This is a genomic window from Streptomyces sp. Qhu_M48 (assembly GCF_051305195.1).
GTDB lineage: Bacteria > Actinomycetota > Actinomycetes > Streptomycetales > Streptomycetaceae > Streptomyces.
This window is the reverse complement of the sequence record NZ_CP195432.1, coordinates 2,597,311-2,609,710: the sequence shown is the minus strand read 5'-3', so window position 1 is coordinate 2,609,710 and position 12,400 is coordinate 2,597,311. Positions and strand designations below refer to the sequence as shown.

Genomic DNA, 12,400 nt, shown 5'->3' with positions numbered 1-12,400 from the left:
TTCTCCGAGGCGTCACACGCCCCGCTGGCTCGAGTGGAAGACCAGCCGGTACTTGCCGATCTGCACCTCGTCGCCGTTGGACAGAACGACCGAGTCGATCGGCTCACGGTTGACGTACGTGCCGTTGAGGCTGCCGACATCGGAGACGGTGAAGCTGCCGTCCTGGGCCCGCCGGAACTCGACATGCCGCCGGGAGACCGTGAAGTCGTCCAGGAAGATGTCGCTCTGGGGGTGACGGCCGGCGGTCGTCAGCTCACCGTCGAGCAGGAACCTGCTGCCGGAGTTGGGACCACGCCGCACCACGAGGAGCGCGGAGCCCAGAGGCAGCGCCTCCACGGCCGCCAGCGCCTCGGGAGAGAGCGAAGGCAGCTGCGTCTGGCCGGTGACCTCCGCGTCGTAGGCCTCCAGGCCCGAGATGGAGATCGTGGACGTCGTCTCCGACGCGCGCTCGGGGGCGACCCCGCCCCTCAGCGGCGTACCGCAGTGGGAGCAGAAGCGACTGTCGGCCGCGTTGCGGTGACCGCACCTCGTACACACCGGCATGGACGCATCCTCCTGCCGCGGCTGCCCCGCCGAGGTCTGTGTCGCGTACGGATCGGGGGCAAACCCTCCACCCGTACTTGAGGTTGATGGTTCTCCGAAACCTATGCGGGCGGCCCCGGCGGGGTCAACAGACGACGCGCCCTGAGTGCCCGGAATGTCACCGCCCTGGCCACCGACCTCGTCGCGGAAGAGGGGGCGCTCGCCACCCTGCTCCTCGCTCTGGGCATGGCGCGGTGCGCGGTGCCTGGCGTTGCCGCCGTCCTCGCGTGCGCTCTTGCCGAACAACTTCGCAAACAACTTCACGGGCGATTCCCCTTGACCGAAACAGACCCGCCCGTGGGGCAGGACGAACCGAGATCCATCACACCTGCCGACCCGGACACCTTCACAACGTCCGTATCCTCCGGACAGTTTCCACCACGCACCACCGTTGTGGTGCGCCGACCCCCCGCAACGTCGTACCCATGTCGCGGGACCCCCCTCGTCCCCCTCTCACTGGGAGGACGACTGAGCGTAGTCAGGCCGCTTCGCGGGTCGCAAGGCGTCGACGACGATCTTCGCCGACCGCTCCACCGTGGCTGTGGCCTGCTCCTTCTCCAGGGTCTGCACGACACCGCCGGGGATGTTGAGCGCGGGCTCGAGATCCTCCGGCTTGCCGATGACCTTGAAGACGTACGGAGCGGCCACCTTCGTTCCATCGATCCGCATGTCTTCACCGCCACCGGTGAAATAACTGTCCGCGACCACTCGCACACCGTTGACCTGGATCGCCTCGGCACCCGCCGCGCGCAGCTCCTGGATGGCATCGAGCAGCATGTCCGACTCGACGGCACCGGTGGGGTCGCCGACGGTCAGGGTGATACCGGGCCCCTCGGCGGCGACGGTGCCGGCGAGGATTCCGAGCTGCCGCTCCTTCTCCTGGGTCTGCTTGCGCGCCTCCTCGGCCTGGTCGGAGCTGGACTCCAGCTCGGTCCGCTGCTTCTCGAGCCGGGCCTTCTCGTCCTCCAGGCGCTGCGTACGGTCGTCGAGCTCGTCCAGGATCCGCACCAGGTCCTCCTGGCGGGCCCCGCGCAGCGCGCTGTTCTCGCTGGTGGAGGAGACCTGGATGGCCAGTCCGAGACCGAGGACGAAGAGCAGCAGCGCAACGATGAGCTGGGCGCGGGTCACACGGGGCGGCCACAGCGCGGAGGCCAGCCTGCGCCGACCGCTGGACTCGGCCACGGGAGCGGGCGGCGTCACCGGCACCCGGACGTCGTGGTCGGCGGTCCCGCCGTAGACGGAACCCGAAGGCGCCTCGGGCTCGGCCGGTGCGGCGCTCTGCGCGCTACCGGCATGCCCCGGCGTCTCCGCCCCCTCGCCCCCTCGCGGGTCGAGAGGCTTGCGCGACTCCTGAGGCGCACGCGGGTCCAGCGGGCCCTGAGGGCTGTGCGGACCCTGAGGAATCCGCGGGTCGTGGGAACTGTGCGACTCCTGGGGACTCTGCGGCTTCCCCGAGTCCTGAGGGGCATGCGGGTCCTGAGGGTCCTGCGGCTTCTGCGGTTCCTGCGGGTTCTCGCTCATCGGCCTCACGCCCGGAAGACGTGGCGCCGGATGGCGGCCGCGTTGGAGAAGATCCGGATGCCGAGCACGACGACCACGCCGGTCGACAGCTGCGCGCCCACGCCCAGCTTGTCGCCGAGGAAGACGATCAGCGCGGCCACGACCACGTTCGAGAGGAACGAGACCACGAAGACCTTGTCGACGAAGATCCCGTCCAGCATGGCCCGGAAGCCGCCGAAGACCGCGTCGAGGGCGGCGACCACGGCGATCGGAAGATAGGGCTCGACCACCGCCGGGACTTCGGGGCGGACCAACAGTCCCACCACGACTCCGACGATCAGGCCCAGTACGGCGATCACGATGTGCCCTTCCCTGTGTCGGCCGTGGCCCGACCGGAGGGCGTCGCCGCCCCGGCCCCCCTCGGCTCTGCGGTACGTACGCTCAGGCTCGGCGCGGCCGGCAGGCGTACGTCGCCCTCGGCCGAGATGCTGCTCCTGATCCCGAAGTTCTCCACCAGCGCGTGCAGGTACTGCCCGTCGGCGCTGTCCTGGAACGCTGTGCTCAGCCGCTGCCCGTCCCCGATCGCGAGGACGGTGTACGGCGGCACCAGCGGCTTGTTGTCGACCAGTATGGCGTCGCCGGCGGCCCGGATCGCGGACAGCGATGTCAGCCGCTGACCGTTGATGGCCACGGCCTCGGCGCCCGACTCCCACAGGCCGTTGATCACTCGCTGCATGTCCCGGTCGCGTACCCGGCCCGTGTCGGAGAAACCACTGCTCTCGCGCGGCCCGCCCCCACCGCTGTCGGTGCCCTTGGCGTCGTCGACGACGAGCTTCACCCCGGGCCCGTGGACCGGGGTCGCGCCGGAGAGGAGAGCGACGAGTTCGGCCTGGTCGCCACCGTGCTCCTGCAGTGCCTGCCGCTGGCGTTCGCCGACCTCGGAGCGGATGCGCTCGACGTCCTGCTCCAGCTGATCGGCCGTGGACGTCTCCGCCTCGATCCGGTCGATCAGTTCCTGCCGTTCCTTGGCGACGACGGGCGCGGAGATCCGCGCCTCGGCCGCGCCGATGGTCACCACGGCCGCGGCGAGCACGAGTCCGGCCGCGACCCCGAGCTTGGCCCGGAGGCTGCGCGGCAGCCCCCCGCCCTCGGCAGCGCGCCGGGCGGTCGCCTCGGCGTAGCCGTCGTCAAGGGCATGGTCGATCACGTTGTTCAGCAGCGACATGGACGCGTCCGGGCGCGGCGGAGGCGATCCGGTGCTCCGAACGGGGGGCTGCTGCGACATGCCGCACATCGTCGCACGTCGCACGGCCTACCGCCGAATGGCCCCACCACGGAGCCGGGAGGCACCCGAGCGGGCACCTCCCGGCCTCACGGTCCGATCCCTCAGCGACCTGCGCTCTCGACCACCTCGGCCCACTCGTCGAGCAGAGCCTGGGCGGAGGCGTCGTCGGGACCTTCCGCCCACAGATGGGTGACGGCCTCGGCCGGGTCGGGCAGCACCATCACCCACCGGCCGTCGGCCTCGACCACCCGCACGCCGTCGGTGGTGTCCACGGAACGGTTGCCCGCCGCCTCCACCACCCGGCGCATCACCAGGCCCTTCACGGCCCACGGGGTCGCGATGTCCCTCTTGAGGACGTGCGCCCGCGGGATCCGCGCGTCGATCTGGCTGAGCGTGAGCTGTGTCCTCGCGACCAGCCCGATCAGCCGCACGAAGGCGGCGGCCCCGTCGAAGACACTGCTGAACTCGGGCACGATGAACCCGCCACGGCCGTCGCCGCCGAAGATCGTCGACTCCTCGCGTCCGACTCTGGTGAGGTCGTCGGGCGAGGTGGTCGTCCACTCCACCTGTGTGCCGTGGTAGGCGGCGACCTGCTCGGCGATCCGTGTGGTCGTCACCGGCAGCGCGACCCGCCCGGAACGCCGCTCGGCGGCGACCAGGTCGAGCATCACCAGGAGCGCCCGGTCGTCCTCGATGATCCGACCCCGCTCGTCCACGAGCGACAGCCGCTCACCGACGGGGTCGAACCGGACACCGAACGCGGCGCGCGCCGACGCCACGATCTCCCCGAGCCGTACGAGCCCGGCCCGCCGGCTCTCGACCGACTCGGTCGGCCTGGACTCGTCGAGCCCGGGGTTGATCGTCAGCGAGTCGACCTGGAGCCGCCCGAGCAGGCTGGGCAGGACGAGCCCCGCACTTCCGTTGGACGCGTCCACGACCACCTTCAGACCGGCTTCGGCGATCCCTGTCGTGTCGACGTTCCGCAGCAGCGACCCGGTGTACGAGTCGAAGACGCTCGCCGGGAAGGAGAGGTCACCGATCTCTCCGGGGAAGGCCCGACGGTACTCCTGCCGGGCGAACACCCGGTCGAGCTTGCGCTGCCCGCCCTGCGAGAGGTCCGCCCCGCGTTCGTCGAAGAACATGATGTCCACGGAGTCGGGCACCCCGGGCGAGGTACGCACCATGATCCCGCCGGCGCTTCCCCGCGCGGTCTGCTGCCGCGCCACCGGCAGCGGTACGTTCTCCAGGTCCCGTACGTCGATGGCGCTGGCCTGCAGCGCCGAGATCACCGCCCGTTTCAGCGCCCGCGCACCACGGGAGTGGTCACGGGCCGTCGTGACGGTCGAGCCCTTCTTCAGGGTCGTGGCGTACGCCCCCGCCAGCCGGACGGCCAGCTCGGGCGTGATCTCCACGTTGAGGATGCCGGAGACCCCTCGGGCCCCGAAGAGATGGGCCTGCCCGCGGGACTCCCAGATGACCGAGGTGTTGACGAAGGCGCCGGCCTCGATCGTCTTGAACGGATAGACCCGGACGTTGCCCTGCACGATCGATTCCTCACCGACCAGGCACTCGTCCCCGATGACCGCTCCGTCCTCGATCCGGGCGGCCCGCATGATGTCGGTGTTCTTGCCGATCACGCAGCCGCGCAGATTGCTCTGCGGGCCGATGTAGACGTTGTCGTGGACGACGGCCTTGTGCAGGAAGGCGCCGCTCTTGACGACCACGTTCGACCCGATGACGGTGTGCTCGCGGATCTCGGCACCGGCCTCGACCTTGGCGTAGTCGCCGATGTAGAGCGGCCCGCGCAGCACGGCGTCGTGGTGCACCTCGGCGCCCTCGGCGACCCACACGCCCGGCGAGATCTCGAAGCCGTCGATGTCGACCTGGACCTTGCCTTCCAGGACGTCCGCCTGGGCTTTCACATAGCTCTCGTGCGTGCCGACGTCCTCCCAGTAGCCCTCGGCGACATAGCCGTAGATCGGCTTGCCCTCCTTCATGAGCTGGGGGAAGACATCACCCGACCAGTCGACCGAGGCATCGGCCTCGACGTAGTCGAACACCTCGGGCTCCATCACGTAGATACCCGTGTTCACGGTGTCCGAGAAGACCTGGCCCCAGGTGGGCTTCTCCAGGAAGCGCTCGACCTTTCCTTCTTCGTCGACGATCGTGATGCCGAATTCCAATGGGTTCGGCACCCGGGTCAGGCAGACCGTGACGAGGCCGCCCTTCTCCTTGTGAAAGGCGATGAGGTCGGAGAGGTCGAAATCGGTGAGTGCGTCCCCCGAGATGACGAGGAAGGTGTCGTCCTTCAACGCCTCCTCGGCGTTCTTCACACTTCCCGCTGTACCGAGTGGCTTCTCCTCGTTGGCATACGTGAGCTCCATCCCGAGCTCCTCGCCGTCGCCGAAGTAGTTCCTGACGAGGGAAGCGAGAAACTGCACGGTCACGACGGTCTCGTTGAGACCGTGCCTCTTGAGCAGTCGTAGGACGTGCTCCATGATCGGCCGGTTCACCACCGGCAGTAGAGGCTTGGGCATGCTCGAGGTCATCGGGCGAAGGCGTGTTCCTTCGCCACCGGCCATCACAACGGCCTTCATGTCGGAAGCGTCCTCCTTGAAGAGACGACGGTCCTGCCGACTTCGCCTGTCCGCTCAGGGGCCCTCGGACGTCCTCGTTGTTGCCGGCGACGCTGCTCGGCACAGGACGGACGGGCTCAATCGGCCGCGGTATCCGTCTTCACGAGTCGACGGACCTGGACCACGTAGAGGATCCCTGCCCACCAATACAGAGTTGTACCCCATCCGGCGAAGGCCCACCCGAAAACTTCAGCGAGTGACGAAAGCCAGCCCGTTCCGTCACTGAGAAGCAGCAACGGGAACGCGTACATCAAGTTGAATGTCGCAGCTTTGCCCAGGAAGTTCACCTGCGGCGGCGGGTAGCCGTGCCGACGGAGGATTCCCACCATCACCAGCAGCATGGCCTCGCGCGCCAGCAGGGCGGCGGTCAGCCACCACGGCAGGATCTCGCGCCAGGTGAGCCCCACGAGGGTGGACAGGATGTACAACCGGTCGGCGGCGGGATCGAGCAGCCGGCCGAGGTTGCTGATCTGGTTCCAGCGCCGGGCGAGCTTGCCGTCGAGATAGTCGCTGACGCCGCTGAGCATCAGGACGAGAAGCGCCCAGCCATCACTGTTGGGACCGCCGAACTCCGGACGGAGAATCAGCCACAGAAACAGCGGCACGCCGGCGAGACGCGCCATGCTGAGAATGTTGGGGATGGTGAGGACCCGGTCGGTCTGAACGCGGGTCTCCTGGACCTCCACCCGGGGGCCTCCTGGCTGGGAACGTATGGACAATGGCCCCCTGACCTTACCCTCAGCCACGAACCCCCGCGCACAGGGGTCACCGCCCCGCCCCAGAACGCAGAAATGCCTCAACCCCCGGACAGAGTCCGGGGGTTGAGGCTAAAAATTGTTCGGCGGCGTCCTACTCTCCCACAGGGTCCCCCCTGCAGTACCATCGGCGCTGAAAGGCTTAGCTTCCGGGTTCGGAATGTAACCGGGCGTTTCCCTAACGCTATGACCACCGAAACACTATGAAGTTAACCAACCGGAAATCGGCACAGTTCGTTACTTCAGAACTAACACAGTGGACGCGAGCAACTGAGGACAAGCCCTCGGCCTATTAGTACCGGTCAGCTCCACCCATTACTGGGCTTCCACATCCGGCCTATCAACCCAGTCGTCTACTGGGAGCCTTACCCTCTCAAGGAGGTGGGAATACTCATCTCGAAGCAGGCTTCCCGCTTAGATGCTTTCAGCGGTTATCCCTCCCGAACGTAGCCAACCAGCCATGCCCTTGGCAGGACAACTGGCACACCAGAGGTTCGTCCGTCCCGGTCCTCTCGTACTAGGGACAGCCCTTCTCAATATTCCTACGCGCGCAGCGGATAGGGACCGAACTGTCTCACGACGTTCTAAACCCAGCTCGCGTACCGCTTTAATGGGCGAACAGCCCAACCCTTGGGACCGACTCCAGCCCCAGGATGCGACGAGCCGACATCGAGGTGCCAAACCATCCCGTCGATATGGACTCTTGGGGAAGATCAGCCTGTTATCCCCGGGGTACCTTTTATCCGTTGAGCGACGGCGCTTCCACAAGCCACCGCCGGATCACTAGTCCCGACTTTCGTCCCTGCTCGACCCGTCGGTCTCACAGTCAAGCTCCCTTGTGCACTTACACTCAACACCTGATTGCCAACCAGGCTGAGGGAACCTTTGGGCGCCTCCGTTACCCTTTGGGAGGCAACCGCCCCAGTTAAACTACCCATCAGACACTGTCCCTGATCCGGATCACGGACCGAGGTTAGACATCCAGCACGACCAGAGTGGTATTTCAACGGCGACTCCACCATGACTGGCGTCACGGCTTCAAAGTCTCCCACCTATCCTACACAAGCCGAACCGAACACCAATATCAAACTGTAGTAAAGGTCCCGGGGTCTTTCCGTCCTGCTGCGCGAAACGAGCATCTTTACTCGTAGTGCAATTTCACCGGGCCTATGGTTGAGACAGTCGAGAAGTCGTTACGCCATTCGTGCAGGTCGGAACTTACCCGACAAGGAATTTCGCTACCTTAGGATGGTTATAGTTACCACCGCCGTTTACTGGCGCTTAAGTTCTCAGCTTCGCAAACCCCGAAAGGTCACTAACCGGTCCCCTTAACGTTCCAGCACCGGGCAGGCGTCAGTCCGTATACATCGCCTTACGGCTTCGCACGGACCTGTGTTTTTAGTAAACAGTCGCTTCTCGCTGGTCTCTGCGGCCACCCCCAGCTCACGGAGTAAATCCGATCACCAGACGTGGCCCCCCTTCTCCCGAAGTTACGGGGGCATTTTGCCGAGTTCCTTAACCATAGTTCACCCGAACGCCTCGGTATTCTCTACCTGACCACCTGAGTCGGTTTAGGGTACGGGCCGCCATGAAACTCGCTAGAGGCTTTTCTCGACAGCATAGGATCATCCACTTCACCACAATCGGCTCGGCATCAGGTCTCAGGCTATGTGCTGTCCGGATTTACCTGGACAACGCCCTACACCCTTACCCCGGGACTACCACCGCCCGGGCTGGACTACCTTCCTGCGTCACCCCATCGCTTACCTACTACCACCTTGGGTCAGCGGCTCCACCACTTTCCTTTCCCCGAAGGGTCCGGAACGGCTTCACGGCCTTAGCATTAATGGGCTCGATACTGGGCGTTTCAAAGCGGGTACCGGAATATCAACCGGTTGTCCATCGACTACGCCTGTCGGCCTCGCCTTAGGTCCCGACTTACCCTGGGCAGATCAGCTTGACCCAGGAACCCTTAGTCAATCGGCGCACACGTTTCTCACGTGTGTATCGCTACTCATGCCTGCATTCTCACTCGTGAACCGTCCACAACTCGCTTCCGCGGCTGCTTCACCCGGCACACGACGCTCCCCTACCCATCACAGTCCCCGTTGGGGGTATGTACTGCAATGACACGACTTCGGCGGTACGCTTGAGCCCCGCTACATTGTCGGCGCGGAATCACTTGACCAGTGAGCTATTACGCACTCTTTCAAGGGTGGCTGCTTCTAAGCCAACCTCCTGGTTGTCTCTGCGACTCCACATCCTTTCCCACTTAGCGTACGCTTAGGGGCCTTAGTCGATGCTCTGGGCTGTTTCCCTCTCGACCATGGAGCTTATCCCCCACAGTCTCACTGCCGTGCTCTCACTTACCGGCATTCGGAGTTTGGCTAAGGTCAGTAACCCGGTAGGGCCCATCGCCTATCCAGTGCTCTACCTCCGGCAAGAAACACACGACGCTGCACCTAAATGCATTTCGGGGAGAACCAGCTATCACGGAGTTTGATTGGCCTTTCACCCCTAACCACAGGTCATCCCCCAGGTTTTCAACCCTGGTGGGTTCGGTCCTCCACGAAGTCTTACCTCCGCTTCAACCTGCCCATGGCTAGATCACTCCGCTTCGGGTCTTGAGCGCGCTACTGAATCGCCCTATTCGGACTCGCTTTCGCTACGGCTTCCCCACACGGGTTAACCTCGCAACGCACCGCAAACTCGCAGGCTCATTCTTCAAAAGGCACGCAGTCACGACCCACTGAGTAAACTCAATGAGCGACGCTCCCACGGCTTGTAGGCACACGGTTTCAGGTACTATTTCACTCCGCTCCCGCGGTACTTTTCACCATTCCCTCACGGTACTATCCGCTATCGGTCACCAGGGAATATTTAGGCTTAGCGGGTGGTCCCGCCAGATTCACACGGGATTTCTCGGGCCCCGTGCTACTTGGGTGTCTCTCAAACGAGCCGTTAATGTTTCAGCTACGGGGGTCTTACCCTCTACGCCGGACCTTTCGCATGTCCTTCGCCTACATCAACGGTTTCTGACTCGTCTCACAGCCGGCAGACTGTGAAAGAGAGATCCCACAACCCCGCATGCGCAACCCCTGCCGGGTATCACACGCATACGGTTTGGCCTCATCCGGTTTCGCTCGCCACTACTCCCGGAATCACGGTTGTTTTCTCTTCCTGAGGGTACTGAGATGTTTCACTTCCCCTCGTTCCCTCCACATGCCCTATGTGTTCAGGCATGGGTGACAGCCCATGACGACTGCCGGGTTTCCCCATTCGGAAACCCCCGGATCAAAGCCTGGTTGACGGCTCCCCGGGGACTATCGTGGCCTCCCACGTCCTTCATCGGTTCCTGGTGCCAAGGCATCCACCGTGCGCCCTTAAAAACTTGGCCACAGATGCTCGCGTCCACTGTGTAGTTCTCAAGCAACGACCAGCCACCCATCACCCCACCCGCATAACAGGTGAGTTCACTGGGGCCGGCATCGCGAAGATACAAACCTTACGGCCGTACCCTCAGATACCCAACAACGTGCCAAGCACGACCACCAGGACCGTCATCACGTTCCACGCCGAAGCAGTACTTGTGAAGCGAACCTTGCGATCGTGCCAACTAATCAACGTTCCACCCATGAGCTGACCGTGCAGAACATTTGCCTGCAATCGGTACTGTGCTCCTTAGAAAGGAGGTGATCCAGCCGCACCTTCCGGTACGGCTACCTTGTTACGACTTCGTCCCAATCGCCAGTCCCACCTTCGACAGCTCCCTCCCACAAGGGGTTGGGCCACCGGCTTCGGGTGTTACCGACTTTCGTGACGTGACGGGCGGTGTGTACAAGGCCCGGGAACGTATTCACCGCAGCAATGCTGATCTGCGATTACTAGCAACTCCGACTTCATGGGGTCGAGTTGCAGACCCCAATCCGAACTGAGACCGGCTTTTTGAGATTCGCTCCGCCTCACGGCATCGCAGCTCTTTGTACCGGCCATTGTAGCACGTGTGCAGCCCAAGACATAAGGGGCATGATGACTTGACGTCGTCCCCACCTTCCTCCGAGTTGACCCCGGCGGTCTCCTGTGAGTCCCCATCACCCCGAAGGGCATGCTGGCAACACAGGACAAGGGTTGCGCTCGTTGCGGGACTTAACCCAACATCTCACGACACGAGCTGACGACAGCCATGCACCACCTGTATACCGACCACAAGGGGGGCACTATCTCTAATGCTTTCCGGTATATGTCAAGCCTTGGTAAGGTTCTTCGCGTTGCGTCGAATTAAGCCACATGCTCCGCTGCTTGTGCGGGCCCCCGTCAATTCCTTTGAGTTTTAGCCTTGCGGCCGTACTCCCCAGGCGGGGAACTTAATGCGTTAGCTGCGGCACCGACGACGTGGAATGTCGCCAACACCTAGTTCCCAACGTTTACGGCGTGGACTACCAGGGTATCTAATCCTGTTCGCTCCCCACGCTTTCGCTCCTCAGCGTCAGTAATGGCCCAGAGATCCGCCTTCGCCACCGGTGTTCCTCCTGATATCTGCGCATTTCACCGCTACACCAGGAATTCCGATCTCCCCTACCACACTCTAGCCTGCCCGTATCGGATGCAGACCCGGGGTTAAGCCCCGGGCTTTCACACCCGACGTGACAAGCCGCCTACGAGCTCTTTACGCCCAATAATTCCGGACAACGCTTGCGCCCTACGTATTACCGCGGCTGCTGGCACGTAGTTAGCCGGCGCTTCTTCTGCAGGTACCGTCACTTTCGCTTCTTCCCTGCTGAAAGAGGTTTACAACCCGAAGGCCGTCATCCCTCACGCGGCGTCGCTGCATCAGGCTTTCGCCCATTGTGCAATATTCCCCACTGCTGCCTCCCGTAGGAGTCTGGGCCGTGTCTCAGTCCCAGTGTGGCCGGTCGCCCTCTCAGGCCGGCTACCCGTCGTCGCCTTGGTAGGCCATTACCCCACCAACAAGCTGATAGGCCGCGGGCTCATCCTTCACCGCCGGAGCTTTTAACCAGCTCCCATGCGGAAGCCGGTGTTATCCGGTATTAGACCCCGTTTCCAGGGCTTGTCCCAGAGTGAAGGGCAGATTGCCCACGTGTTACTCACCCGTTCGCCACTAATCCACCCCGAAGGGCTTCATCGTTCGACTTGCATGTGTTAAGCACGCCGCCAGCGTTCGTCCTGAGCCAGGATCAAACTCTCCGTGAATGTTTACCCGTAATCGGGTGACACTCGCGTTGAGCGGGACAGTCAGACCGGAATAAGGCCGACTGTCCACAGCGTCCTCGCTGTGTATGTTGCCTACCCGCCACAAGGGCCGGCAGGACTTTCAAAGGAACCTCGCCATCCGAAGATGGACGGGGTATCAACTAATCTGGCGTTGATTTTTGGCACGCTGTTGAGTTCTCAAGGAACGGACGCTTCCTTTGTACTCACCCTCTCGGGCTTTCCTCCGGGCTTCCCTTCGGTATTTCGTGTTTCCAGCTTAGCAGACCCGATTTGCCGTTTCCGCCACCCGCTGGAGCGGGCTGCCGGAGTGGAATTCGCTTTCGCTTTTCCGTTCCCGGCGGGGTCAAACACTACCAGGCTTTCTCCGTCCCCCTGACCACGCTCCCTGCGAGCACGCAGAGGTGTAGACC

At 63.7% G+C, this 12,400-nt stretch carries 6 protein-coding genes and 3 rRNA genes; all 9 read right to left on the bottom strand.

Annotated elements, in window-relative coordinates; genetic code table 11:
* Positions 1-12: 12 nt before the first annotated feature.
* The 9 genes from ACRRSS_RS12105 to ACRRSS_RS12065 all read right to left on the bottom strand — a co-directional run bounded on the left by ACRRSS_RS12105 (position 13) and on the right by ACRRSS_RS12065 (position 11,969).
* Entirely contained in the window at positions 13-954 is a 942-nt protein-coding gene (locus ACRRSS_RS12105; RefSeq protein WP_435975307.1) for an FHA domain-containing protein, read from the bottom strand.
* An 81-nt stretch (positions 955-1,035) separates the two neighbouring features.
* On the bottom strand, positions 1,036-1,788 hold the full coding sequence (locus tag ACRRSS_RS12100) for a DUF881 domain-containing protein (protein ID WP_435971202.1): 753 nt from the start codon (positions 1,786-1,788) through the stop codon (positions 1,036-1,038).
* 320 nt (positions 1,789-2,108) lie between these two features.
* Positions 2,109-2,441, bottom strand: coding sequence for a small basic family protein (locus ACRRSS_RS12095; RefSeq protein WP_033211936.1), 333 nt, complete (start codon positions 2,439-2,441; stop codon positions 2,109-2,111).
* The gene (locus tag ACRRSS_RS12090; protein WP_435971201.1) at positions 2,438-3,367 is read right to left on the bottom strand and encodes a DUF881 domain-containing protein; all 930 of its coding nucleotides are present in this window, start codon (positions 3,365-3,367) and stop codon (positions 2,438-2,440) included. The genes ACRRSS_RS12095 and ACRRSS_RS12090 overlap by 4 nt, the downstream gene beginning before the upstream one ends.
* A gap of 101 nt (positions 3,368-3,468) precedes the next feature.
* Entirely contained in the window at positions 3,469-5,964 is a 2,496-nt protein-coding gene (locus ACRRSS_RS12085; protein WP_351909136.1) for a mannose-1-phosphate guanyltransferase, read from the bottom strand.
* Between the two features lie 116 nt (positions 5,965-6,080).
* The gene (locus tag ACRRSS_RS12080; protein ID WP_351909138.1) at positions 6,081-6,689 is read right to left on the bottom strand and encodes a CDP-alcohol phosphatidyltransferase family protein; all 609 of its coding nucleotides are present in this window, start codon (positions 6,687-6,689) and stop codon (positions 6,081-6,083) included.
* Positions 6,690-6,839: 150 nt separating this feature from the next.
* Positions 6,840-6,956: ribosomal RNA gene (gene rrf, locus ACRRSS_RS12075) — 5S ribosomal RNA — on the bottom strand.
* Positions 6,957-7,030: 74 nt separating this feature from the next.
* Positions 7,031-10,155, bottom strand: a 23S ribosomal RNA gene (locus ACRRSS_RS12070).
* A 288-nt stretch (positions 10,156-10,443) separates the two neighbouring features.
* Positions 10,444-11,969 (bottom strand): 16S ribosomal RNA (locus ACRRSS_RS12065).
* The 16S, 23S and 5S rRNA genes sit together here, the layout of an rRNA operon.
* Between the last annotated feature and the right edge of the window lie 431 nt (positions 11,970-12,400).

What these genes read in the sequence shown, in the direction of transcription:
- ACRRSS_RS12085 (WP_351909136.1), bottom strand. Translation starts at nt 5,964, where the DNA reads ATGAAGGCCGTTGTGATGGCCGGTGGCGAAGGAACACGCCTTCGCCCG.
- ACRRSS_RS12090 (WP_435971201.1), bottom strand. Translation starts at nt 3,367, where the DNA reads ATGTCGCAGCAGCCCCCCGTTCGGAGCACCGGATCGCCTCCGCCGCGC.